The following is a 25120-nucleotide window of genomic DNA, read 5'->3' on the forward strand; positions in this document are numbered from 1 at the left end:
GCCGGGCTACCGGCTGGCGGCCACGTCCGCGGCGACGGGGCCTGCGGCCCGGGCCATCCGTCGCAGGCGCCAATACGCCTTGAGCAGGCGCCGCAGATCGGTGAAACCACGCGCGTGGCGAACCAGGCGCGGCCAGGCGCGAAGATCGAGCATGGCCCGCGCGAGGTGGGCGCGCATCTGGGGACTGTCCACGCCCTTGCGAAGCAGATCCACGAAGCACAGCAGTTCATGCTGCGCATGGCGGACAATCGAAATCCGGGTGCCGCGGTCGAGTTCTCGCCGCAAGGACCGGACAAGCAGCGTGCCGATGATATGGATGTAGCTGACGCCGCGCCACTGGCGGACCTGGGGCGACGGCGAGAGCGTGGTCGAATCGGGGTTGCGGCGATAGCCGTACACGGGCTCGGGCGCGAAGCCGATCCGCCTGGCCGCGAGGGCGAGGTCAACGGTCCAGAGAATGTCTTCGTGGAATATCGTGGGATCGAACGCCAGCCCGTGCCGGCGGATGAGGTCACGCCTGATGAGTTGCAGGCAGACGTAGTGCGGCCATTCGCCGACGCCTACGCAGTGGACGATCCAGTCCGTGCCGGCCATCGTCCGGCCCACCGGTTGCCGTGTCAGGACCGCGGGCCGGGGCGCGGGAGGCGGCGCGTCCGTGAACCGATATGCGTTACCGACCAACACGTCCAGCTCCTGTGAGACGGCCTGTTCGTGCCACGCCGCGAGCCCCGCCACGGGCAGTACGTCGTCGGCGTCGGCGAACGCGATCCAGGTGCCACGCGCCGCCTGCAAGCCCGCATTCCTTGCGGCGCCCTGCCCGAGATGGGCCTGCCTGATGATGCGCAGGCGCGCATCCTTGGCGGCATAGGCCTGCAGGATCGCCATGCCGCCATCGGCGGAACCATCATCGACCGCGATCACCTCCACGTCCATCGCGGCATCGCCCAACAGCGCATCCAGTTGGTGGGCAAGATACCGCTCGCAGTTGTAGACGGGGACGATCAGGCTGATCTGTGGCGCAATGGGGTCGACGTGGTTCATATCCGGTGATGCGTAGGCGCGTGAATCCTCGCGCCCTGAACCGGGTCTTGCCATTGGTCTTCGATATTCGATCCATCGTCCAACAGGCGCGGGTGGATCGGTACACTACGCCGTATCACGAGGCCAGAGGGACCAGACTCATCAATACAAGACCGGTCCGCCTGTTTCTGGCCGGACGACCATCGCGGAAAAGAATGGCGGAAGGCAGCAGGAGTCGAACCTACCTGGGAACGTCTGACGCCCCCAACCGGGTTTGAAGCCCGGCCGTGCCACCGGACACGGATGCCTTCCTCGAAAACCCGCCTATGATACCGCCTGCCCGGCCCCCAGATACGCGCTGTCCGTGCGCAGCACGTGCGTGTCACGCACCCGCCGTGTCAGCCCCGTCCGATCGAAGAATTCCAGGATCTGGATCGCGCGTTTGCGCCCCAGGCCGGTGGCATCCCGGAAGGCCGCCGCGTTCAACCCTTCGGGTTTGCCGGCAAGCGCGACCGCCAGCGCCGCCAGCTCCACTACCCGCTCGCGGTGATAGAACAGATCCTTCACCACCTGCGCCACCTCGCCACGCCGCAGCAGCTTGCGCAGCACCTGCCGCACGCGCTCCTCGGGCTCGCCCTGCGCGCGCGCCAGATCGCGCACCCAGGGAGGGTCGTAGGCGCCCGCGGCCAGCAGCGGCAACAGGCGTTGCGCCAGTTGCGCCTCGGCCTCGGCCAGCGCCGCGGTGTGGCCCGGCAGATGCAGCCACGGCCCGTTGCGCAACACCCGGCCCTGCTGCTGCAGATCGTCCAGCAGCCCCTGCCACAATGCCTCCGGCGCAGCCGGCAGCGCCATGCGGCGCAGGCGCGAGCCGTCCGGCCCGGGTTCGTCCGGCGCGCCCTGGTGAAAGGTCGCCAGCGCCTGCTCCACCCGCGCCCGCAGCGCTTCCCAGTGCGCGGCCAGGATCAACGTGCGCGCGCCCTGCGGCGTGCGCGGCTCGATCCAGATCGCACCCTCGGGCGCGGCCAGGTCGCGCACCGCCCTGCCGGTCAGGCGTTGCAGCGCCGTCTCGTCCAGGCCCAGCGCAGCCTGCGCCAGCAGCGGTTGCAGCCCGCCACCGTCCAGCATGTCCGCCACGCCTTGCAGCCATTGCATTCGCGCCGGCGCGCGGCGCTTGCGGTCCGGCGCGTTCGGATCGAGCACGCGGCCGCCGCCGACCGTGCGCGTGGCCTGCGCATTGCGCACGATGTAGCGGTCGCCGGGCATCGCGCACACCAATTCGTCGAATACCAGTTGCACCCGGCCCGACTGGCCCGGCGCCAAGGCATCGGCCGACAGCGGCACCACGTGCGCCACGTGGCGCGCCGCGCCGATGTGCACGTGCAGCGGCGTCCAGGCCCGCAGCGGCGCGTCGGCCGAGGGCAGCAGCGTCAAGGCCACATCGACGTGGCGCGACGGCAGAAAGCAGCGCGCATCGGCAATCCAGTCGCCGCGCGTGATGGCGCTCTTGTCGATGCCCGCCAGGTTCAGCGCGCAGCGCTGGCCAGCCGCGCCAGTCTCGCTCGGCTGGTTCTGCGCGTGGATGCCGCGCACCCGCACCCGCGTGCCCGCCGGCATCAGGCGCAGGTCGGCGTCGTCGTCGCCGACGCGGGCGCGGCCGCCGTGCGCGGTGCCGGTGACCACGGTGCCGTGGCCGGCCAGCGTGAAGACGCGGTCCACCGCCAGCCGGAACAGGCCCGCGCCGTCGCGCGCGCCCAGCGCCTGCGCCGCGTCATCCAGATGCTGTTTGAGGCGCGCCACGCCATCGTCGCCGACGCGCGCCGCGCACACCTCGAACACGGGCGCATCCCGCAGGAAGGTGTCGGCCGCCAGCGCCGCGATCTCGCCGCGCACCGCCGCCAGCCGGGCCGGGTCGGCGCGGTCGGCCTTGGTCAAGGCCACCGCGCCGCGCGCCACGCCCAGCAGCGACAGGATCGCCAGGTGTTCGCGGGTCTGCGGCATGACGCCGTCATCGGCCGCCACCACCAGCAGACCGAAGTCGATGCCGCTGGCGCCCGCCGCCATGGTGTGCACCAGCTTCTCGTGGCCCGGCACGTCGATGAAGCCCAGCACGTCGCCGTTGGGCAGGGGCGTGTAGGCGTAGCCCAGTTCGATTGAAATGCCGCGCGCCTTCTCTTCCTTGAGACGGTCGGTGTCGACCCCCGTCAGCGCCCGCACCAGCGTGGTCTTGCCATGGTCGATATGGCCGGCGGTGCCGACGATCATGCGCGCGGCTCCGCGGATTGCGGCGCCGCTGGCGCGGCGGAGGGTTCAGCGAGTCTTCCGGCGAGTTGTGCGGTGAAGGCGGCCTCGTCGCGCGCCTCCAGGCAGCGCAGGTCGAGCCACAGCGCATCATCGGCGATGCGGCCGATCACCGGCACAGGCAGGTTGCGCAAGCGCGTCTCCAGGCGGTCCAGATGGCGGCCGGGGCGGCCCTTGCCGCGATAGCGCACCGCCAGCCCGTAGCTGGGCAACTGGTCCACCGGCAATGCGCCGCTGCCGATCTGGCTGAACATCGGCACCGCCTCGACCTCGTAGTCCGCGCCCGCCGCATGCGCCAGCGGGCCGCGCAGTCGTTCGGCCAACGGCTGGATCTCGCGCTGCGGCCGCGTCAGCAGGCGCAGCGTGGTCAGGCGCTGCGCCAGGAATTCCGGCGCGCGGTATAGCTGCAATACCGGTTCGAGCGCGGCCAGCGTCAGCTTGCCCACGCGTAGGGCGCGCTTGAGCGGGTTCTTCTTGATCTTGCGGATCAGGTCGGCGCGCCCCACCAGCAGGCCGGCCTGGGGGCCGCCCAGCAATTTGTCGCCGCTGAAGGTGACCAGGTCGGCGCCGGCGGCGATGGTCTCGCGCACCGTGTCCTCGCGCGGCAGGCCGAACTGGGTCAGGTCCACCAGCGTGCCGCTGCCCAGGTCCACCGTGGCCGGCAGGCCGCGCGCATGCGCCAGCGCCGCCACCTCGGCCACGCTGACGCTCTTGGTGAAGCCGGTGACGGCGTAGTTGCTGCAATGGACCTTCATCAGCATCGCGGTGCGCGGGCCGATGGCGTTCTCGTAGTCGGCGGCATGGGTGCGGTTGGTGGTGCCCACCTCGACCAGCCTGGCGCCTGCGCGCTTCATGATGTCGGGGATGCGGAAGGCGCCGCCGATCTCGACCAGCTCGCCGCGCGACACCACCACCTCGCGGCGGTCGGCCAGCGCGTTCAGCATCAGCAGCACGGCGGCGGCGTTATTGTTGACCACCGTCGCGGCCTCGGCCCCGGTCAGTTCGCACAGCAGGTCGTCGATCAAATCGTCGCGGTCGCCGCGGCCGCCGCTGTCCAGGTCGAACTCCAGGTTGGCGGGCGTGGTCAGCGCGCGCAGCACCGAGGCCACCGCCTCGTCGGGCAGCAGCGCGCGGCCCAGGTTCGTGTGCAGCACGGTGCCGGTCAGGTTGTAGACGGCGCGCAGACGCGGGGCGGCGGCACGCGCCAGGGCGCCGTCGACGGCGGCGGCGACGGCGGCTTCCGCCAGGTCCGCGCGCGGCAGCTCGCCGGCCAGGGCGCGCTGCCGCAGGGCGTCCAGGTGCTGGCGCAGGGCCGCCACCACCTGCGTGCGGCCATGCGTGTCCAGCGTCGTGGCCAGCGCCGGCGCGTTCAGCAGCCGGTCGAGCGCGGGGATGTCGGCGGCGGCGGCGAACCCGGTCATGGCTATTCCTCCTCGGCGCCGTGCCACAGCAGCGGATTGCCGCTGGCGCGCGAATAGCCGGCCTCGCCCACCAGCACGTCCAGCATCAGGCTGGCGAGGTCGTCGGCCACCGGCTCCACGTGCAGGTCCTTGTCCTGGTAGAAGATCTTGCGGTAGGTATGGCAGCGGTCGCAGGTCTCGGCCTTGATGGCGGGCGCGCGGCCCTCGATGGCCTGGTAGGCCACGGATTCGACGTCCTCGCAGTGCGAACACTTGACCCGCACCATGTGCCACTGGGTCGCGCACAGGCTGCAGCACAGGTAGCGGTAGCCCTCGAACTGCCCGCCCACCCGCACCACGCTGGCCACCGGCAGGCTGGCGCAGACCGGGCAGACGCCGAAGGGCGAGGCCACCGGCAATTGCTTTTCGTCGAAGCGGCTGGCCAGGTCGGTCCAGTACACCTGCAGGGCGGCCATGACGAACGGCGCGGCGGCGCCGTCGACGCCGCGATGCTGTTCCGACAACACCGCCTCGGCCAGGTCTTCGAGCGATTCGGTGTCTTCATCGAGCGCGCGGCGCAACGCCGCGCAGACGTCCAGCGCCTCGGCCGGCACGTCCTGGCCGCCGGCGACCTCGTCGACCAGTTGGCGCAGGATGTCGCGCCACAGCGGGTCGCGCGGCCAGCCCACCGCCTGCAGCGGCGGCATGCCATGGGCCTGCGCCAGGGCGATGCGGTCTTCCGAGGCCGGCGGCGCGTTGCAGCCGCGCAGGGCATTGTGCTGGGCGTCGACCAGCCGCGCCATCAGCAGCAGATAGTCGGCCACCGGGCTATCCACGGCCAGTTGCCGCAGGCGCGCCGCGCGCGTCGCGAAAACCGAATCGCGCGCCGGCAACTGGATGCGGGGGATGGTGTTGTGGTCTAGCGCTTCGATCTCGCCGCGCGGAAGAATTCGCTGCAATTGCGTCTCCAGATAAACGAACACGGCTGCCGCCCCGACAGGGGGAGGCAGCCGTGCGGTGGGATCGGGCGGGATCCTCCCGGCGGCGCCGCCACCGCCAGGTGGCGCCCGCCGCGCGAGGCCCGCTTACTTCGTCGTGGACTGCTTGCCGATTTGTTCCCGGAACCAGGCGCGGTGGTGCTTCCATGCCCAGCCCGCGGTCACGTAGCCACGCAGCATCGCCGTGAGCGAGCCCTTGACCCAGATCGCCGCATAAATATGCACAATGATCGCGCAAATCAGCACCAATGCACAAACGGCATGCAGCACCGAGGCGGCGCGCACCACCCAGATCGGGAAATAGAAGGCGAAGAACTCGCGCCAGATCACGATGCCGCTGACGAACAGTCCCAGCATGCACAGGATCAGCACATAGAACAGCAGCTTCTGGCCGGCGTTGTACTTGCCGACTTCCGGCAGCTTGTCCTCGCGGTTCTCGACCACGTCGTTGAGCTGGCTGAGCCACTGGCGGTCGGCCTTGGTCATCAGATTGTGGCGCCACATATGACCGGCGAACACCACGAAGCAGAAGAACATCACCAGCCCGATGAACGGATGCAGGATGCGGGTCCAGGGACCGCCGCCGAACAGGTTGGTGAGCCAGAACATCGATGGATGGAACAGCGCCAGCCCGGACAGCGCCAACAGGATGAACGTGAGGGCGATGATCCAGTGGTTGGTGCGCTCGCCGGGGGAATAGCGCTTGATCCGGCGGTGATGGCGGTCGTCACTCATGGCGGATCTCCTGTTCGGCGCGACGTTCGTCTTCCTCGTCGACCTCGTTGCGGCCGACGCGGGCGTAGTGGAAGAAGCCGGCCAGCGCCGTCAACGCCATGGCGGCCACGCCCAGCGGCTTGGCGATGCCCTTCCACAGCGAGACCATCGGGCTGATCTGCGGGTCCTTCGGCAGCCCGTGGTACAGCCCGGGCTGGTCGGCGTGATGCAGCACGTACATCACGTGCGTGCCGCCCACGCCCTGCGGGTCATACAGGCCCGCCTGCTCGAAACCGCGCGATTTCAGGTCCTCGATGCGCTCGGCGGCGTGCTGCTTCATGTCGTCCTTGGTGCCGAACACGATGGCGCCGGTGGGGCAGGACTTGACGCAGGCGGGCTCCTGGCCGACGGCCACGCGGTCGGAACACAGGGTGCACTTGTACGCCTTGTGGTCCTTCTTGCTGATGCGCGGCACGTTGAACGGGCAGCCGGTGATGCAGTAGCCGCAACCGATGCAGTTCTCTTCGTGGAAGTCGACGATGCCGTTGTTGTACTGGATGATCGCGCCCGGGGACGGACAGGCCTTCAGGCAGCCCGGGTCTTCGCAGTGCATGCAGCCGTCCTTGCGGATCAGCCACTCCAGGTCGCCCTGCGGGTTCTCGTATTCCGAGAAGCGCATGACGGTCCAGGAATGCTCGGTCAGGTCGGCCGGGTTGTCGTAGACGCCGACGTTGGTGCCGATCTCGTCGCGCAGGTCGTTCCACTCCATGCACGCGCTCTGGCAGGCCTTGCAGCCGATGCACTTGGAGACGTCGATCAGCTTGGCCACGGACCCGGTGATGGGTTCGCGGATGCCGGGCGGCGGCGTGGTGGTGGCCGAGCGCCGTTTGATGTCGAGGGATTGCATAGACATGAGCGCTCTCCTAGATCTTCTCGACCTGCACCAGGAACGACTTGAATTCCGGTGTCTGCGAATTGCCGTCGCCCACGAACGGGGTCAGGGTGTTGGTCAGGAAGCCCGGTTTGGCAATGCCGACAAAGCCCCAGTGGATCGGGATGCCGACGTGGTAGACGGTCTTGCCCTCGATGGTCAGCGGGCGCAGGCGCTTGGTGACCAGCGCCACCGCCTTGATGTAGCCGCGGTTGGACGACACCTTCACGCGCGAACCGTTGGCGATGCCCAGTTCCTTGGCCATGACCTCGCTGATCTCGACGAACTGCTCGGGTTGCAGGATCGCGTTGATGCGAACGTTCTTGGTCCAGTAGTGGAAGTGCTCGGTGAGGCGGTAGGTGGTGGCCACGTAGGGGAACTTGTCCACCGTGCCCATCGCCGCCAGGTCGTCCTTGAACACGCGCGCCGCCGGGTTGCTGGTGACGCCCTTGGCCTTCGGATACAGCGGGTTGTAGCCCAGCGGCGTCTCGAACGGCTCGTAGTGTTCCGGGAACGGCCCTTCGGCCATGCCGGCGCGCGCGAAGAAGCGCGCCACGCCCTCGGGGTTCATGATGAACGGGCCCATGCCGCCGTCGGGGTTTTCATCCCCCTTGAAGTCGGGGATGTCGGCGCCGACCCAGGCCTTGCCGTTCCACGAGATCAGGCTGCGGCGCGGATTGAACGGCTTGCCCGCGACGTCACAGGAGGCGCGGTTGTACAGGATGCGGCGGTTGGCCGGCCAGGCCCAGGCCCAGTTCAGGGTCTGGCCGATGCCGGTCGGGTCGCTGTTGTCGCGGCGCGCCATCAGGTTGCCGCCGGGCCCCCAGGCGCCGGCGAAGATCCAGCAGCCGCTGGCGGTGGAACCGTCGTCGCGCAGCTCGGCAAAGCCGGCCAACTGCTCGCCGCCCTTGCGCGTGACCTTGGTCGGGTCCTTGGGGTCGACCAGGTCCACCAGCGCCTTGCCCGAGTATTCCTTGGCCAGCTCTTCCGCGGTCGGGCTCTGCGGGTTGGAGTACGGCCAGGACAGGTTGACGATGGGGTCGGGGTACTTGCCGCCCTCTTCCTGGTACATCTTGCGCAGGCGCGTGAAGATCAGCGACATGATCTCGATGTCGCTCTTGGCCTCGCCCGGAGGCTCGGCGCCCTTCCAGTGCCATTGCAGCCAGCGCCCGGAGTTCACCAGCGCGCCGTCTTCCTCGGCGAAACAGGTGGTGGGCAGGCGGAACACCTCGGTCTGGATCTGCCTGGGATCGACGTCGTTGGCCTCGCCGGCGTTGCGCCAGAATTCCGAGGTCTCGGTGACCAGCGGGTCCATGATGACCAGGAACTTGAGCTTGGCGAAACCGGCGTTCAGCTTGGCCTTGTTGGGCGCGGCCGCCAGCGGGTTGAAGCCCTGCGCCAGATAGCCGTTCATCTTGCCCTGGTTCATCAGCTCGTAGACCTGCAGCATGTCGTAGAGCTTGTCGAGCTTGGGCAGGTAGTCGAACGCCCAGTTGTTCTCGGCGGTCGCGGCCTTGCCCCACCAGGCCTTCATCAGGCTCACGTGGAACTTGCCGTAGTTCTGCCAGTAGCTGAGCTGGTTCGGCCGCAGCGGCTTGAGCGCGCGCGCGGCGATGTACTTGCCGTAGTCCTGCTCGGGCTCGTTGGGCAGCGTCATGTAGCCGGGCAGCAGGTTCGACATCAGGCCCAGGTCGGTCAGGCCCTGGATGTTCGAGTGCCCGCGCAGCGCATTCATGCCGCCGCCGGCGATGCCGATATTGCCCAGCAGCAGTTGCACCATGGCGCCGGTGCGGATGATCTGCGAACCGATCGAGTGCTGCGTCCAACCCAGCGCGTACAGGATGGTGGCGGCCCGGTCGGTGGTGGCGGTGGACGCCAGCATCTCGCAGACCTTCAGGAACTTGTCGCGCGGCGTGCCGCAGACGCGTTCGACCATCTCTTCGGTATAGCGCGAGTAGTGCTTCTTGAGCAGTTGGTAGACCGAACGCGGATGCTCCAGCGTCGGATCGGTCTTGACGTAGCCGTCGTCGCCGCGCTCGTAGTCCCAACTGGCCTTGTCGTAGGTCCGCTTCTCGGCGTTGTAGCCGGAGTACAGGCCCGCGTCGAACGCGAAGTCCTCGCGCACGATGTAGGAAAAGTCGGTGTAGTTGCGCACGTACTCGTGCTGGATCTTGTCGTGATCCAACAGGTACTTGATGACGCCACCCAGGAAGATGATGTCGGTGCCGGTGCGTATGGGCGCGTAGAAGTCCGCCACGGATGCCGAGCGCGTGAAGCGCGGATCCACGACGATCAGCTTCGCCTTGTTATGGGCTTTCGCTTCCGTGACCCATTTGAACCCGCACGGGTGGGCCTCGGCGGCATTGCCGCCCATGATCAGTACTACGTCCGCGTTCTTGATGTCGACCCAATGGTTCGTCATCGCTCCACGGCCAAACGTCGGGGCAAGACCTGCCACCGTCGGGCCATGTCAGACACGGGCTTGGTTGTCGAACGCCAGCATCCCCATGCTGCGCACGGTCTTGTGCGTGATGTAGCCGACCTCGTTGCTGCTTGCCGAGGCGGCCAGCATGCCGGTGGTCAGCCACCGGTTGACCGTCTTGCCGTCGTCGGTCTTTTCGACGAAGTTGGCATCACGGTCGGCCTTCATGAGCTTGGTGATGCGGGTGAGCGCGTCGTCCCAGGAGATCCGTTCCCACTTGTCCGAACCGGGCGCCCGGTATTCCGGGTACTTCAGGCGGTTGGGGCTGTGGATGAAGTCGATCAGGGCCGCGCCCTTGGGACAGAGCGTGCCGCGGTTGACGGGGTGGTCGGGGTCGCCCTCGATGTGCATGATGCTGGCGCGGGCATTCTTGGCGCCATCGCCCAGGCCATACATCAGCAGACCACAGGCGACCGAACAGTAGGGACAGGTGTTGCGCGTTTCCGTCATGCGCGCAAGCTTGTACTGGCGCACCTCGGCCATGGCCGTGCCGGGGGCTACCCCCAGCAATGCCAGGCTCGAGCCAGCCAGCGTGGTACCGGTCACCTTGAAGAACTGGCGGCGGTTCATGTTGACCATGAAGCACTCCTCTCCGGGTGAATAAGGGGAAAGCGCGGGCCGGTCCGGGGAAAAGCCCTACGATTTCCAAGGATTTGCAAGCAAGTATAGGCGCAGCGCGGGCGAGTTGCCATGCCTTGCGTCCCCGGAACGCAAAATCGGTCAATGAGAACGATTTACGCCCAGGATCGGCGTTTTTCGCGGATTTTGGATGATCGCGAGACTGCTACCATTGCCGGCGGCGGGTTCCGGCCCGCTTTTCCGCCCGTCCCGCATTCCCGTTGGAGCGCCGATGCGCCGTCTTGCCCCCCTGGCCCTGTCCCTGTCGCTGGCCGCCCCCAGCCTGGCGCCCGTCCCCGCGACCGCCACGCCGGCGCTGAGCCCCGCCGCCGCCGCCACCGAGTCCGCCCGCGAAGCGGCGATGGAAGGCTATCTGTACTTCTATCCGCTGCTGACCCTCGACCTGACCCGGCGCCAGTTCACGCACCCCGCGCAAGGCGCCGACGGCGCGCCCGCCAACACCTTCCAGCACACGCGCACCCTGCCCCGCCCCGGCGCAGCCGCGCCCTGGGCCAACCCCGACATGCTGCGCAGCGCCGCCTGGCTCGACCTGACGGCGGGTCCCGTGGTGCTGTCGACGCCTGACAGCCATGGCCGCCTTTACACCCTGACCCTGCTGGACATGTGGAACGACGCCTTCGCCACGCTGGGCAAGCGCAGCACCGGCACGGCGCGCGGCAACACGGCGATCGTGCCGCCGGGGTGGAGCGGCACGCTGCCCTCCGGCATGCCGCGCATCGACGCGCCCACCGCCTACGTCTGGGCCCGCGTCCTGATCCAGGCCGACGGCCCGGCCGAGTACGCCGCGGTCAACGCGCTGCAGGACGGCTTCACGCTGACTCCGCTGGCGCAATGGAACCTGCCGCCGCAATCGCAGCGGATCAAGGCCGACCCCTCCCTGGATCTGAAGACCCCGGTGCGCGAGCAGGTCGATGCCATGCCGACCGACGCCTTTTTCGTCCGCGCCGCCGAGCTGCTGCGCCGCAACCCGCCGCACGCCACCGACCAGCCGGTGCTGGCCAAGCTGCGCCGGGTCGGGCTGATCCCCGGCCGGCCGTTCGATTTCGACAAGCTCGACAACCCGGTCAAGCAGGGCCTGCGCCGTGGCCTGCGCGAGGCGCGCGAACGCATGGAAGCCGCCGCTGGCGCCACCCTCAAGAGCGTCAACGGCTGGCAACTGGAGACGGCCAGCCTGGGCGTCTACGGCAATGCCTACCTGCGCCGCGCGCTGGCCGCCCAGGCCCAGCCGGGCTCGGGCCTGCCCGAGGACCTGACCGCATTGCTGCTGGCGGCCGACAGCCTGGGCCGACCGCTGGATGGCGCGCATCGCTATGTGCTGCATTTCGACAGCGGCCAGTTGCCGCCGGCCAGCGGCCTGTGGTCGCTGGCAGCCTATGACGGCCAGGGCCTGCCCATGGCCAATCCGGTGGACCGCTACTCGCTGGGGAGCCGCGATCCGCTGCAATACAACGCCGACGGTTCGCTCGACCTGGTGCTCAGCCGCGCCGCGCCGGAGCCCGGCGCCCAGGCCAACTGGCTGCCGCTGGCGGCCAGCGGCCCGGTCTACGTGCTGCTGCGCGCCTACGGCGCTGGCCCGGCGCTGTTGGACGGGCTGTGGACGCCGCCGCCCGCGGTGCGCGACGAGCCGGCGCCCGAACCCGAGGCGCAACCGGAGCCGGCGCCAGCCGCCCAGCCTCCGACGCCCGCGCCCGCGAAGAAACCCTGACAAACCTGCTGGGGACGGCGATATGACAGGGTTTCGCCACTACCATAGGCGTTTTGTCGCCGAGTAGAACGCCCGCCATGGACGAAGCCTTTAGCCACCAACTGTCGATGACCATCCTGATGACGCCCGATATGGCGAACTTTTCAGGCAATGTGCACGGCGGAACCATCCTCAAGTACCTGGACCAGGTCGCCTACGCCTGTGCGAGCCGCTACGCCGGCCAGTATGTGGTGACGCTGTCCGTCGACCAGGTCGTGTTCCGCGAGCCGATCCACGTCGGCGAGCTGGTGACCTTCCTGGCGGCGGTGAACTACACCGGCCGCACCTCCATGGAAATCGGCATCAAGGTGGTCACCGAGGACATCCGCAGGAAGCTGGTGCGCCACACCAATAGCTGTTACTTCACGATGGTGGCGGTGGACGACAACGGCGCCCCCACCGCGGTGCCGCCGCTGGCGCCGCGCAACCTCGAGGAAAGGCAGCGCTTCGAAGCCGCCCGCCTGCGCCGCGAGCTGCGCCAGGAAATGGAACGGCGCCACGACGAAATCAAGCGCGAAACCACCCATGAGGGGTGAATGCCCCCACGCCGCGCGCGCTTCGCGCGCTAGCTGCCCCCCAAGGGGGCTGCCCGCCCTTGGGGCGGCCCGGCGGGCGGAAGGAAAGGGCCCCCACGCCGCGCGCGCTTCGCGCGCTAGCTGCCCCCCGCGGGGGCTGCCCGCCCTTGGGGCGGCCCGGCGGGCGGGCGGCTATTCTTGCGATGAGCGGCGTCCAGGTCGCAGGTGAGCGGACATGAAAACCGGGCCTTGAGGCCCGGTTTTTTTTGGCGACGGCGCAACGCGGCGCGTCACGCGCCTTCGGCCGCGCCCGGCGGGCGCGATGGCGGCGTCGTCACGGCCGGTTCGCGGTCGCGGCCGACCATGCGCTTGAGGCCCAGCCACTGTTGCGACCAGAAGCCCTGGCCGTAGTCGCGGCCGCCCAGTTCCGGCTGCTGGTCATGGATGCCGGTGGGGCCATAGCCGACGCCGAAGCGGGCCGAGCGGAACAGTACGTCCCAGACCGGGAACAGCGCGGCGAAGTTGTAGCCGCCGGCCGGGCCCGGCGTCGAGGCGTCATAGGCGATGGAATGGTGATGGCGGTGGAAACGCGGGCTGACCAGCAGGCGTTCGCCGATGGCGCCGAAGTGCATGCGCAGGTTGGCGTGCGAGAAGCTCTGCGCAAGCTGCGTGATGGCCACGATCGCCACGAACTGCGCGGGCGGCACGCCCACCAGTTGCGACACGAACACCACCACGACGTCGCGCAGCATGTCGTCCAGCAGGTGGTTGCGGTCGTCGCTCCACATGGTCATCTGGCGCTGGCTGTGGTGCACCGCGTGCAGCGCCCAGAGCCAGGCGAAACGGTGCTGGGCGCGGTGGTACAGGTAGTCCACCAGGTCGAACAGCAGCAGGTAGATGATCAGGCTGACCCAGGCCTGGTCGGTCACGCCGGGCCAGTACTGGTCGAGCTGGAACGGCGCGAAGCCCCAGATGTGCAACTGCCCGAAGATGCTGTCCCAGAACGGATCGATGGTGAAGAACAGCGCCAGGCGGAACACGCCCAGGCGATGAATCAGCGTGTAGAGCACGTCGATGCCGATCTGGCGGCGGTCGGTGACCGGCTCGACCGGGCGCAGGCGCTGCAGCGGGCCGAACACCAGCAGCAGCACGGCCACCTGCAGCAGGCCGACCAGCAGCCACATGGTGGCGTCGTAGCCGTCCTCGATGAAATTGCTCAGGCCCAGGTGGAACAGCGCCGGCTGCACCAGGGTTTCGAACAGCCATTGCTGGCAGTTCCCGAACCATTGACTAAGCGTATCCATGATCAGTGATGCGTGGCGATCCAGTCGCGGTAGGCGGGATGCGTATCCAAAGTGGCAAAACAATAGCCCTTGCGCTGCAGGCCTTCAATCAGCGGCTCCAGCACGGCGGGCGCCCAGGGGTCCTGGCGCGACCAGATGCCCAGGTGGGCCAGCAGGATGTCGCCGGGCTTGATGGTGCGCAGCGCCTGGTCCAGCAGCTTGGCGTTGGAGTACTTGTCGCTGGGCAGTTCGTCGCCCAGGAAGCCAGCCGGCGCCCAGCCCACGTGCTCGAAGCCGCAGGCCTTGGCCGCGCGCAACAGGGCCGGCGAGGTCTTGCCGCCCGGCGCGCGGTACAGCGGCAGCATCTGTTTGCCGGTCATCTGCGTGAAGCGGGTGGCGGAGCGCTTGATCTCGGCGCAGTACTGCTCGGCGGTCCAGGTCTCGCGCTTGCCCGTGTCGGGGCCGGCGCTGGGCTTGACGCGGAACTTGCCGTCCGGCAGGTCGCCCTGCCAGTAGACGTGGTCGTAGGTGTGCGAACCGAACACGTGGCCCTCGGCCGCGCGCGCCTTCCACCACGGCGCCCACTGGTCGTCCAGGCTGCTGCCGTCGGTCAGGGTGCGCTCGTTGGCCAGGAAGAACGTGACCTTGACGTGGTGGCGCGCCAGCACGTCGGCGATCAGCGGCGCCACGCCCATGTGGCCGGTGTCGAAGGTCAGGTAGACCGGCTTGTCACAGGACGCGGGGGCCGCCGTGGCGGCCTGCGCCGCCAGCGCCAGGCAGACGGCGGCGGCCAGTTGCCGTTTAGCGGGTCGGCGCATGGTTCAGCGTCCAGACGCCGTGCGGCGACTTGCCGACGTTGACCTGCTTGACGACCTTCTTCTGCTCCAGGTCGACCACGGTGAGCTTGCGGGCCCAGCGCGACGTGACCAGCAGGGTCTTGCCGTCGGCCAGCACGTCCATGCAATCGGGGCCGCCCGGCACCGGGAAGGTGTCGACCACGGCCAGCGTCTGCAGGTCGATGCGGCTGATGGAGTTGGCGGTGCGGTTGCTGACGAACAGGTGGCGCTGGTCGCCCTGGGCGCGGAAGGCGTGCGCGCCGGCGGCGGTCTTGATGCGCGAGATCAGCTTGGCGGGGCCTTTGCTGAGGTCATAGGCCTCGACGTAGGAATCGCCGGTCAGCGCCACCAGCAGCGTTTTCTGGTCGGGCGTGAGGAACACGTCGGCTGGCGTCTTGCCCACGGAAACGGTCCACTTGGGCGTCTGCGTGGCCAGGTCGATGGCGATGAGCTGGTCGCTGTCCTGCAGCGTGACGTACGCCGTGGTGCTCTTGGCGTCGATCATGATGTGGCTGGGCGTCTTGCCGGCCGGGATGCGCTTGACCAGTTTCAGGTCGAAGCCCTTTTCCAGCGGCTTCCAGGCGTAGATGTCGATGTGGTCCAGGCGGTTGGCGGCCGTGACGAACCACTTCATGTCCGGCGAGAACTGCAACTGGTAGGGATCGACGATGCCGGTCAGGGTGCGCTGCACCTCGCCGGTCTTGGGATCCATCAGCGTGATCGAGTCGCCGGTGGCGTTGGCCACCATCAGCGACTTCTTATCAGGCGTGAGATACAGGTGGTGCGGTTCCTTGCCCGTGGGGACGCGCCGCAATTCCGTGTACGTGGCGGGATCGACGATGCTGACGTTGGCGTCCAGGGAGTTCAGGACGAAGATCGGGGCCGACGCCGCGGCGGCGCTGAGCGCCATCCCTGCGCCCAGGATGGCGCAGCGGACAAAATGCAAGGGATTCAATTTCCAGGTCCGACAAAAGGGGATCGGGCACCGATCCCAGCGCTCGCCATTTTGGCATAGCCGCCTGTCAAAAAACCGTAAATCCGACCGTCCGGGCCATGCGACAGCCAGGTTGCGGCACGGCTACAACGCTCGCGCCGCCACACCTGCAACAATCGTAAAAAATCATTTGGCGCCAATGGGTTGCGGCGTGATGTTGTTCCAGGTTCCGAACGACACATCGGTGCCCTGGAGCGTGGCCGCGCGGCGCGCCGTGGCCGGGCCCAGGTCAGCCTCGCGCAGCTCGCCACGCGCGTCGATGACAAAGCTGCCGATGCCGGTATGGCCGTAGCGGGCCGGCCAGGCCAGGATCCAATAGCCGTCGCCGCCGCGCGCCGGCAGCACCTTGTAACGGTAGCCGTAATAGGCATCCGCCACCGGCACCTCCGGCCCCATTGCCAGCGCGTCCGGACCATAGGCCTGCGCCGGATAACCGGGCAGTTGGGGCCAGTACAGTCCGTCCAGCGCGCCGGGCCGGCTCACCAGCCGGTCGGCGTAGCGGCCCTGGCCCACCCCGTCGCGGTACCGGATCTGGGCCGCGTGCAGTTCGCGCAGGGTGTCGATGGTGTTGAGCTCGTTGCGTCCGATGGCGCGGCGCGCGATCTCCGCCTTGCCGGCGGCCGGGTCGAACCGCCAGCCCTGCGACACGCGCACGATCGGCACCGGCATGGTCCAGCCGGAATCGCCCACGCTCAGCCAGGCGCGGCGTTCGCCGTCGGCCACCACCTCGTGCTTGCGGGACCAGGCCGCCAGGAAACGATAGACATCGTCCTGCCCGACCCCGCCCGGCACGATCTGGCGATGGTCCGGCCCCAGCACCTTGGCCAGGGCCACGGGGTCGCTGGTGGCCAGCGCCTCGCCAAAGGCATCGGCCGCGGCCTCGGGCGTGGGATAGACGCTTTGCGCCGCGACGGGCGTGGCCAGCAGCGCCAGCGCCAGCCAAGCGACGCTGGCGGCCCGGCGCGACCACCGGCCGGGGGCACGGACGAGCGCATTCATCATCGAAACTCCGCTGATCATGGTGACTACCTCCGTCCGCCGAAATGTCCGCCACCGCCGCCGATATGACCGCCGCCTCCGCCATGCCAGCCTCCGCCCCCGCCGCGTGGCGCGACCCGGGACTCGCCGCCGCGCTGCACCTGCTGCCGCATGCGATCGCCATTGCCGGCGTCGCGCAGGGCGCTGCCGCCGTTGTTGACGCGGGCGCGGTCGCGCGCGGCGGCCGCGTCGGCGCGCTGCCGCTGCGCCGCCGCCTGCCGGTCCTGCGCCGGGAGGTGGCTCGGGCCCTGCGCCCGCGTGCCCGCGCCGCCCTGCCCCAGGTTGCCGCCGCGCGGTCCGCCATGGCCTTCGATGGGCTGGCCAGTGCGCCCCTGGAACGATTGCGCGGCGCGCTCGCGGGCCGCGTCGCGCGAGCCCGGCGCAGGCGTGGGCCGTCCCTGCGCCCGGTTCCGCAGCCCGGCCTGGCGCTGGCCGTCGAACTTCTGGCGAGTGGCCGCATCCGCGTAGGGCGCGTTGCCGCGGTTGGCGGCGTTGTGCTGCCAGGCGACGTGGTTGCCATTGATGTTGGCGGCGTTGATGCGCTGGTTGACGTTGATGTTGTTGTAGCGGTTGACGTTGATGTCCACGTCGTTGTGGCCCCAGTCGAAACCGCCCCACAGGGAATCGACCGCGGCCACGCCCAGCCCAAAGCCGATGCCGGCCACCAGCGAGGTGGCGAACACCGAGCCCGGCGGCGGCGGGTAATAGGCGGGAGGATAGGCCGGATACGGCCAGGCGCCATAGACCACGGTGGGGTTGTAGCTGGGCACGTAGATCACCTGCGGATCGGCCGGCTCGATCACCACCACGGTCTTGCCGCCGGTATCGGTCGAGGTGACCTTCTGCTGCGGCGTGCTCTTGAGGTTGCCGGCCTGCTTGGCCTGAGCCCGCAGCCGCTGCACCGAGTCCATGACGGCGTCAGGCTGCGCCAGGAAGGCGTCGCCCACCGATTTCACCCAGGCGGGCTGGCGCCCCATCATGTCCATGACCGAGGGAAACGCCACCAGTGACTTGACGCTGGGATCCCAGGATTCGCTCTCGACGGCCTTGACGGCGGCGTCGCCCGACTGGCCGGCATGCGCGGCCGACCATTGCGCCGCGGCGGCAATGTCGTCGGGATAGGTGGCTCCCATGAGGACCTGTGACAGAAGGGAGTCGGGGTAGAGCGCCACCGGCGCCAGCAGCTGGTCCAGCTGCCCCTTGTCCAGCTTGGTCTGCGCCGTGGCGGGCAGGCAGATCGCCAACCCGAGGCACAGACAGCCGAGGAACCACGCTTGCAGTCGACGCATTTCCCGTTCTCCGTGATCGCAACACAAAAGCCACAAACCTGGAGTGAACCGCCGGATACCGCGCAGACAATATATACCGAAACCGGCGCCGGACAAGCGCCGGTTTCAGGTGGCGGACGCCTACAGCTTGGCGACCGAAACCTCGGTGGCCTTGACGAAGGCCAGCACCTCGGTGCCCACCTGCAGGTCCAGCTCCTTGACCGAGCGGGTGGTGATGACCGACGTGACGATGCCGGCGGGCGTGTCCACGTCGACCTCCGAGACCACCGGACCCAGGATGATTTCCTTGATCTTGCCGCGGAACTGGTTGCGGGCGTTGATAGATTGAATGCTCATGGTCCTGCTCCTGAAAAAATGGAAGGATTTCCGTTGGGTCCCGCTCGCGCCCGGGCGGCGCTTGCCAGGAAAACCGCCCCCGCGGCCGTGGACTAAACCGCGAGCCGCAGGTGCCGTATCTGTATGACCGGCGCCAGGGGCCTGTCCCCCGCCGCCGGCGCTTCCTGCTTCATCACCACCCGCAGCACCCGCGCCTCCAGCGCCGCGAAGGCGGCCGATCCCCGCGAACGCGGCCGCGCCAGCTCGACGCGCTCGTCCAGCACCACGCGGCCCTCGTCGATCACCAGGATGCGGTCGGCCAGCGCAACCGCCTCGCCCACGTCGTGCGTCACCAGCACCGCGGTGAAGCCGTCGCGGCGCCAGATGTCCTCGATCAATTGCTGCATGCCGATACGGGTCAGCGCGTCCAGGGCGCCCAGCGGCTCATCCAGCAGCAGCAGGCCCGGCCGGTGCACCAGCGCGCGGGCCAGCGCCACGCGCTGGCGCTGGCCGCCGGACAGTTGCGCCGGCCAGTCGCCGCCGCGGTCGCCCAGGCCCACCTGCCGCAGCACTTCGGCCGCCTGGGCTCGTGCCTGGCCGGGCAGGCCCAGCGCCACGTTCTGCGCCACGCTTTTCCAAGGCAGCAGGCGCGCGTCCTGGAACATCATCCGCACCCGGCTGTCGGCCGACCATTGCGGAAAGTTGTCGAACAGCACCGGCGAGCGCGACGGCACGCCGCCCTGCGCCGCGCTGGGCGTCTCCAGCCCGGCCAGCAGGCGCAGCAGGGTGCTCTTGCCGCAGCCGCTCTGTCCCACCACCGCCACGAACTCGCCCGGCGCGATATCCAGGTCCAGCCCCTTGAGCACCAGGCGCTCGCCATAGCGCTTGGACAGCTGGCGCAGGGTCACGCGCAGCGCGGCCCGGGCCGGCACCACCTCGTCGGCGGCCGGTTCGCGATCGGCGCGCCCGGGCACGTCCAGGTGCTGCAGCAGCTCGAACTCGTTGGGGTTGACGAACATGGCGTGGCCTCCGGGCGCCGCGTCCTCAGCGGGACGCCGCCAGCTTCTGCTGATAGTCGGTCTTGACGAAGCCGGCGAACGATTTCTCGGTCACCGCCAGGAACTCGGGCGAGGCGTAGGCGGCGGCGATGTCCTTGACGAAAGGCTTGTCCAGGTCGGCCGTGCGCACCGCCACCAGGTTCTGGTAGGTGGGCGTGGTCTTTTCCAGCGCCAGCGCCTCGGTCAGCTTCAGGCCCGAGGCCAGCGCGAAGTTGCCGTTCACGAACGAGTAGTCGGTGTCCTCCAGCGAGCGCGGCAACTGCGCCGCCTCCAGCGGGATAAGCTTGATCTTCTTCACGTTCACGGCCACGTCCTTCTCCGATACCCGCAACGGGTCGTAGCCTTCGCGCAGCTTGATCCAGCCCAGCTCCTGCAGCACCACCAGCGCGCGCGCCTGGTTGGTCGGATCGTTGGGCACCGCCACGCTCACGCCCTCGGGCGCGGCGTCCACGCTCTTGTACTTGCGGCTGTAGATGGCGATGGGCGCGGTCGGCACCTTGACCAGTTCCGACAGCTCCAGCTTGTTCTTGGCGGCGAAGTTCTGCAGGTACACGATGTGCTGGAACGCATTGGCGTCCAGCGCGCCTTGCGCCAGGGCGAAGTTCGGCTGCACGTAGTCGTTGAACTCGACGATGCGCACGGTATAGCCCTGCTTCTCCAGGATCGGCTTGATGCCGAGCTTGATCTGGTCGCTGTAGGGGCCGGCGGTGGCGCCGAAGACGATTTCCTTTTTGGCGGGATCGGCGGCCAGCGCGGCGCCGGACAGCGACAGGACGGCGGCGGCCAGCGCCAGGCTCAGGAGATTGCGTTTGACGGACATGGGATTCCTCTCGGGATCAGCGTTTGTCGATGCGTCGCGCGACGGTATTGCCGGCGAACTGGATGATCTGCACCAGCACCACGAGCAGCGCCACGGTCAGCACCATCACGTCGGTCTGGAAGCGGTAATAGCCATAGCGGATGGCCAGGTCGCCGATGCCGCCGCCGCCCACCACGCCGGCCACCGCGGAATACGACAGGAAGCTCACCGCCAGCACGGTCAGGGCCAGCACCAGCCCGGACCGCGCTTCCACCAGCAGCACCCGGCGCACGATCTGCAGTTCGGATGCGCCGGCGGCGTGCGCGGCCTCGATGACGCCGCGCGGCACTTCGCGCAGGCACTGCTCGACCAGCCGGGCGAAGTACGGAATCGCCGCGAACGACAGCGGCACCGCCGCCGCCACGGGGCCGATCGAGGTGCCGACAATGACGCGGGTGAACGGCACCAGCGCCACCAGCAGGATGATGAAGGGGAATGAGCGCACGGTATTGACCGTCCAGCTCAGCAGCCGGTGCGCCAGCGGACGGTCCAGCGACTGGCCCGGACCGGTCAGGAACACCAGCACGCCGAGCGGTCCGCCCAGCAGGATCGACGCGGCCAGCGCGATGCCCAGCATCAGGAAGGTCTGGCCGACCGCCACGCCCAGTTCGGGCAGCAATTGCACAAAGGTGTCCAGCATCAGGCGACCTCTTCATAGGGATGGCTGGCTTCGCGGATCAGCTCGCGGCCGAGCGCCGAGGTCAAGTGCACGCCGGCGCCGGAGATCTCGGCCTGCTCCAGCACCTGGCCGTTCTCCATCACGGCGACGTGGCGGCACAGCGCCCGCACCACCGCCAATTCGTGCGTGACGATGACGATGGTCACGCCCAGGCGTTTGTTGATGTCGCGCAGCACGCTCAGCACCGACCGCGTGGTTTCGGGATCGAGCGCCGAGGTCGGCTCGTCGCACAGCAGCACCGCCGGCTCGCTGGCCAGCGCGCGCGCGATCGCCACGCGCTGCTTCTGGCCGCCGGAAAGCTGCGCGGGATAGCTGGCGGTCTTGTCCGTCAGGCCGACAATCTCCAGGCACTCGCGCACCCGCGCCGCGATCTGTTCGCGGCCGCGGCCGCCGTGCACCCGCAACGGGAAGGCCACGTTCTCGAACACGGTCTCGTTCTGCAGCAGGTTGAACTGCTGGAAGATCATGCCGATGTTCTGGCGCGCGGCGCGCAACGCCGGCTTGCCAAGCGCGGTCAGCTCGGTGCCGCCGACCCGCACCGTGCCCTGGTCGGGGCGTTCGAGCAGGTTGATCAGGCGCAGCAGCGTCGACTTGCCGGCGCCGCTCTTGCCGATGATGCCGAAGGTGTCGCCGGCGCGGATCGACAGCGACACGTCGCGCACCGCATCGAAGCGGCCGGCGCGGGTGGCGAACGACTTGCTCACCGCGTCCAGCCGGATCAGCGGCTGCGGCAGCGAGGCCAGGTCGGGAAGGGAAGAAAGATCGGTCATCGGCGAATCAGGGTGAGAGTCATGCGCATCAGGAATACGCGGTGGGTTCGGGGATCTGGTCCAGCAGCGCGTAGCGGCCCAGGTCACGGATCTTGTAGGCCACGGGGTCGTGCAGGGTGTGCACGCGCGCGTTGCGCCAGTAGCGGTCGTAGCCATAGCGCGCCGCGGTGGACGAGGCGCCGGTGACGTCGAACAGGCCGTTGCCCACCTCCAGCGCGGCGCGATGCGCCAGCACCTTGGCCTGAGCGCCGGCCACCGCCACCTCGCCGCGCTCGTCCGCCGTCAGCGACGGCCCGCGCGCCAGCGCGGCGTCGAGCCTGAGGCCGGCCACGTCGGCCAGCGCCTGCGCCGCCTGCACCCGCAGCCAGAATTCGCCGAAGCGCTCCTGCACGTAGGGGTCGTCGGCATGGCGCTGCACGCCCGACGCGAACCAGGGCCGGGCGTCGTCGCGCACATAGCGGCGCGCTTCGCGGAAGGCGCCGCGGGCGATGCCCAGGTACAGGTTGGTCATGATCAGTTGGGCCACCTGCGAGCGCAGCGTGGCGCGCGGCGTGGGCGCGACACCAGGCGCCTGCAGCACCTGCACAGGCTCCAGGCGCACGTGGTCGAAGCGCACGGTGCCGCTGTCGGTCTGGCGCTGGCCGAAGGCGTCCCAGTCGGGATTGACGGTGATGCCCTCGGCGCGGGTCGGCAGCGCGGCGATCAACGCCGTATCCGAGGCCTTGTGCCAGGCGGAGAATGTCAGCAGGTCGGAGCCGACGGAACCGGAGCTGAAGTTCTTGACGCCGTCGATGCGGTAGCCGTCCAGTTCCGGCCGCGCCACCACCCGCCGGTCCAGCGGATTGAGCGCGTTGCCCCAGAACAGATTGCGTTCGACCGTGGGTTTCAGGAAATACGCGTGCTGTTCAGGCGTGCCATAGAGCAGCACACCCGCCACTTGCAGATGATGGAAGCCGAACACGTGCGCCAGCGCGCTGTCGGCCTCGGCCAGCGTGCGCACCGCCGCCAGCACGGTCGACCAGTTCGCGCCCGCGCCGCCATATTGGGTCGGCACCGACAGGCGCAGCAGGCCGCTGGCGCGGATCTGTTCGCGCTCGGCCGCGGCGTGGCCGCCCTGGCGGTCGCGCTCGACGGCGGTGGCGGCCAGTTGATCGGCCAGGGCCTGGACGGCGCGCGGGATGTCGTCGGCCGCGCGCGCCGGCGCGGCGCCGGCGGCAGGCGCGCGTGCGGTATCGGGGTCGGTCTGGATCTTGGCCATGGAATCTCTTCGTCGGTAAGGCGGGTCAGGCCGGCCGGTAGGCCGGGTTCCAGCGCAGCAGGCGGCGCTCCAGCAACCGCGCCAGGGTGTCGGCCACCTTGCCCAGCAGCGCGTAGAGCAGGATGCCCAGCAGCACCACGTCGGTCTGCAGGAATTCGCGCGCGTTCATCGTCATGTAGCCGATGCCCGATTGCGCCGAGATGGTCTCGGTCACGATCAGGATCACCCACACCAGCCCCAGCGCGAAGCGCAGGCCGACCAGGATCGACGGCAACGCGCCCGGCAGGATCACGTCGCGGTACAGGCGCCATCCCGTCAGGCCGTAGGAGCGCCCCATTTCGATCAGCGCCGGATCGACCGAACGGATGCCGTGGAAGGTATTCAGGTAGACCGGGAAGAACACGCCCAGCGACAGCAGCGCCAGCTTGGCGGTCTCTTCGATGCCGAACCACAGGATGATCAGCGGAATCAGCGCCAGCACCGGAATGTTGCGGATCATCTGCAAGGTGGTGTCCAGCAAGGTCTCGGCGGTGCGCGAGGAACCGTTCAGCAAGCCCAGCGCCAGGCCAAGCCCGCCGCCCAGCAGCAGGCCCCACAGCGCCCGCAGCGCGCTGATGCGCACGTGCTGCCAGAGCTCGCCCGACGCCGCCAGCGACCAGGCCGCGGCCGCCACCGCCGACGGGGCCGGCAGGATGCGCGACGACAGCCAGCCGGCCTGCGCGGCCAGTTGCCACAGGCCCAGGATCAGGGCGGGGACCAGCCAGGGCGCCAGCGCCGCGCGCCAGCCGCCGGGCTTGCGGGCGTCGGCCATCAACTGGCCGCTTCCTTGGGCACCAGTTCGGTGGCCATGACCTCGCCGAACGGCCCCGTGAGCACCGTGTTGCCGACCTGCTTGCCGCCCTTGCCGGGCAGCAGCGGGAACACCAGCTCGGCAAAGCGGTACGACTCTTCCAGGTGTGGATAGCCGGAGAAGATGAAGGTCTCGATGCCCAGGTCGGCGTATTCCTGGATGCGCGCGGCCACGGTCTCGGGATCGCCCACCAGGGCGGTGCCCGCGCCGCCGCGCACCAGGCCGACGCCGGCCCACAGGTTGGGCGAGATCTCCAGGTGCTTGCGGCCGCCATGCTCGTCGTTGAGCTTGCCGCCGTGCAGCGCCGCCATGCGGCGCTGGCCTTCGGAATCCATTTTCGAGAATGCCGTCTGCGCGGCGCGCACGGCGTCCTCGCTCAGGTGGCTGATGAGGGCGTCGGCGGCGGCCCAGGCGGCCGCCTCGGTCTCGCGCACGATCACGTGCAGGCGGATGCCGAAGCGCACCGTGCGCCCATGCCGCGCGGCGCGCGCCTTGATGTCGGCGATCTTTTTCGCCACGGCCTCGGGCGGCTCGCCCCAGGTCAGGTACACGTCGAGCTGCTCGGCGGCCAGTTCGTGCGCGGCCTCCGATGAGCCGCCGAAATACAGCGGCGGATACGGCTTCTGCACCGGCGGGTAGATCACCTTGCCGCCCTTGGACACCAGTTGTTCGCCTTCGAAGCTGTACCCCTCGGCCTCGTGGCTGTTCTCCAGGATGCCGCGCCAGATGCGCAGGTAGTCGGCGGTGATGGCGTAGCGCTCGTCATGGCTGACGAAGACCCCGTCGCCCTCCAGCTCGCCGGGGTCGCCGCCGGTCACCACATTGACCAGCAGCCGCCCTTCGGACAGGCGGTCGAAAGTGGCGGCCATGCGCGCCGAGAACTGCGGCGAGCTGACGCCGGGGCGGATCGCCACCAGGAACTTCAAGCGGCGCGTGGCGCCGATCAGGCTGGACGCCACCACCCACGCATCCTCGCAGGAGCGGCCGGTGGGCAGCAGCACGCCGTCGTAGCCCAGCGTGTCGGCGGCCACCGCCACCTGGCGGAAGTAGTCGTAGCCGGCCGCGCGCGCGCCGCGGCTGGTGCCGAGATAGCGCGAATCGCCGTGGGTGGGAATGAACCAGAAGACGTCCATGGAATGCCTGCCCTTGT

Annotated in this window: 22 protein-coding genes and 1 tRNA gene; 2 read left to right on the forward strand and 21 right to left on the reverse strand. The window is 69.0% G+C overall.

Annotation, left to right across the window (positions count from 1 at the left end; all coding sequences use genetic code 11):
• Window positions 1-6: 6 nt before the first annotated feature.
• The 8 genes from SB816_RS27230 to fdnG form a co-directional block, all read right to left on the reverse strand.
• Window positions 7-1041, reverse strand: a complete 1035-nt coding sequence (locus tag SB816_RS27230; protein WP_144656679.1) for a glycosyltransferase — start codon at window positions 1039-1041, stop codon at window positions 7-9.
• Window positions 1042-1236: 195 nt separating this feature from the next.
• A tRNA-Sec gene (locus SB816_RS27235) sits at window positions 1237-1332 on the reverse strand.
• Between the two features lie 12 nt (window positions 1333-1344).
• Window positions 1345-3282, reverse strand: a complete 1938-nt coding sequence (selB, locus tag SB816_RS27240; RefSeq protein ID WP_410547795.1) for a selenocysteine-specific translation elongation factor — start codon at window positions 3280-3282, stop codon at window positions 1345-1347.
• Window positions 3279-4739 (reverse strand): L-seryl-tRNA(Sec) selenium transferase, encoded by a 1461-nt coding sequence (selA, locus tag SB816_RS27245; RefSeq protein WP_144656673.1) that lies wholly within the window; start codon window positions 4737-4739, stop codon window positions 3279-3281. Before selA ends, selB begins: the two co-directional genes overlap by 4 nt.
• A 2-nt stretch (window positions 4740-4741) precedes the next feature.
• Entirely contained in the window at window positions 4742-5677 is a 936-nt protein-coding gene (fdhE, locus tag SB816_RS27250) for a formate dehydrogenase accessory protein FdhE (RefSeq protein WP_116792717.1), read from the reverse strand.
• 126 nt (window positions 5678-5803) lie between these two features.
• Window positions 5804-6451: a formate dehydrogenase subunit gamma gene (locus tag SB816_RS27255; protein ID WP_049070779.1), complete on the reverse strand. Its 648-nt coding sequence runs from the start codon at window positions 6449-6451 to the stop codon at window positions 5804-5806.
• Window positions 6444-7343: a formate dehydrogenase subunit beta gene (gene fdxH, locus SB816_RS27260; protein ID WP_054503641.1), complete on the reverse strand. Its 900-nt coding sequence runs from the start codon at window positions 7341-7343 to the stop codon at window positions 6444-6446. Before fdxH ends, SB816_RS27255 begins: the two co-directional genes overlap by 8 nt.
• A 10-nt stretch (window positions 7344-7353) precedes the next feature.
• Window positions 7354-10422, reverse strand: coding sequence for a formate dehydrogenase-N subunit alpha (gene fdnG / locus SB816_RS27265; protein ID WP_144656670.1), 3069 nt, complete (start codon window positions 10420-10422; stop codon window positions 7354-7356).
• Window positions 10423-10693: 271 nt separating this feature from the next.
• Here fdnG and SB816_RS27270 point away from each other — a divergent pair, with 271 nt between their 5' ends.
• Together SB816_RS27270 and SB816_RS27275 are read left to right on the forward strand one after the other, a co-directional pair.
• Complete coding sequence (locus SB816_RS27270; protein ID WP_336236081.1) at window positions 10694-12187, forward strand: DUF1254 domain-containing protein; 1494 nt, start codon at window positions 10694-10696, stop codon at window positions 12185-12187.
• A gap of 77 nt (window positions 12188-12264) precedes the next feature.
• On the forward strand, window positions 12265-12762 hold the full coding sequence (locus SB816_RS27275) for an acyl-CoA thioesterase (protein ID WP_054503644.1): 498 nt from the start codon (window positions 12265-12267) through the stop codon (window positions 12760-12762).
• Between the two features lie 269 nt (window positions 12763-13031).
• Here SB816_RS27275 and SB816_RS27280 read toward each other — a convergent pair whose 3' ends face one another.
• From SB816_RS27280 to ssuD, 13 genes are all read right to left on the reverse strand, one after another.
• Window positions 13032-14045 (reverse strand): sterol desaturase family protein, encoded by a 1014-nt coding sequence (locus tag SB816_RS27280; RefSeq protein WP_116792715.1) that lies wholly within the window; start codon window positions 14043-14045, stop codon window positions 13032-13034.
• Between the two features lie 2 nt (window positions 14046-14047).
• Window positions 14048-14842 carry a polysaccharide deacetylase family protein gene (locus SB816_RS27285; protein WP_410547796.1) on the reverse strand — a complete coding sequence of 265 codons (795 nt, stop codon included), beginning with the start codon at window positions 14840-14842 and terminating at the stop codon, window positions 14048-14050.
• Complete coding sequence (locus SB816_RS27290; RefSeq protein ID WP_410547808.1) at window positions 14826-15770, reverse strand: YncE family protein; 945 nt, start codon at window positions 15768-15770, stop codon at window positions 14826-14828. Before SB816_RS27290 ends, SB816_RS27285 begins: the two co-directional genes overlap by 17 nt.
• Before the next feature lie 210 nt (window positions 15771-15980).
• Window positions 15981-16856: a DUF2950 family protein gene (locus tag SB816_RS27295; RefSeq protein WP_144656663.1), complete on the reverse strand. Its 876-nt coding sequence runs from the start codon at window positions 16854-16856 to the stop codon at window positions 15981-15983.
• A gap of 23 nt (window positions 16857-16879) precedes the next feature.
• Complete coding sequence (locus SB816_RS27300) at window positions 16880-18181, reverse strand: DUF3300 domain-containing protein (protein WP_410547797.1); 1302 nt, start codon at window positions 18179-18181, stop codon at window positions 16880-16882.
• Between the two features lie 120 nt (window positions 18182-18301).
• The gene (locus SB816_RS27305; protein WP_006227327.1) at window positions 18302-18517 is read right to left on the reverse strand and encodes a molybdopterin-binding protein; all 216 of its coding nucleotides are present in this window, start codon (window positions 18515-18517) and stop codon (window positions 18302-18304) included.
• A 92-nt stretch (window positions 18518-18609) separates the two neighbouring features.
• Window positions 18610-19515, reverse strand: coding sequence for an ATP-binding cassette domain-containing protein (locus tag SB816_RS27310; protein ID WP_100503793.1), 906 nt, complete (start codon window positions 19513-19515; stop codon window positions 18610-18612).
• A gap of 25 nt (window positions 19516-19540) precedes the next feature.
• Window positions 19541-20374 (reverse strand): MetQ/NlpA family ABC transporter substrate-binding protein, encoded by an 834-nt coding sequence (locus SB816_RS27315; RefSeq protein ID WP_020925496.1) that lies wholly within the window; start codon window positions 20372-20374, stop codon window positions 19541-19543.
• Window positions 20375-20390: 16 nt separating this feature from the next.
• Window positions 20391-21053: a methionine ABC transporter permease gene (locus tag SB816_RS27320; RefSeq protein ID WP_410547798.1), complete on the reverse strand. Its 663-nt coding sequence runs from the start codon at window positions 21051-21053 to the stop codon at window positions 20391-20393.
• Window positions 21053-21862, reverse strand: coding sequence for a methionine ABC transporter ATP-binding protein (locus SB816_RS27325; protein WP_175143681.1), 810 nt, complete (start codon window positions 21860-21862; stop codon window positions 21053-21055). The genes SB816_RS27320 and SB816_RS27325 overlap by 1 nt, the downstream gene beginning before the upstream one ends.
• A gap of 28 nt (window positions 21863-21890) precedes the next feature.
• The gene (locus tag SB816_RS27330) at window positions 21891-23120 is read right to left on the reverse strand and encodes an acyl-CoA dehydrogenase family protein (protein ID WP_064525974.1); all 1230 of its coding nucleotides are present in this window, start codon (window positions 23118-23120) and stop codon (window positions 21891-21893) included.
• 25 nt (window positions 23121-23145) lie between these two features.
• On the reverse strand, window positions 23146-23931 hold the full coding sequence (gene ssuC / locus SB816_RS27335; RefSeq protein WP_144656654.1) for an aliphatic sulfonate ABC transporter permease SsuC: 786 nt from the start codon (window positions 23929-23931) through the stop codon (window positions 23146-23148).
• Window positions 23931-25103 carry an FMNH2-dependent alkanesulfonate monooxygenase gene (gene ssuD, locus SB816_RS27340; protein WP_054434985.1) on the reverse strand — a complete coding sequence of 391 codons (1173 nt, stop codon included), beginning with the start codon at window positions 25101-25103 and terminating at the stop codon, window positions 23931-23933. Before ssuD ends, ssuC begins: the two co-directional genes overlap by 1 nt.
• Window positions 25104-25120: the final 17 nt, after the last annotated feature.

The organism is Achromobacter sp. SIMBA_011, assembly GCF_046535435.1.
GTDB lineage: Bacteria > Pseudomonadota > Gammaproteobacteria > Burkholderiales > Burkholderiaceae_B > Achromobacter > Achromobacter dolens.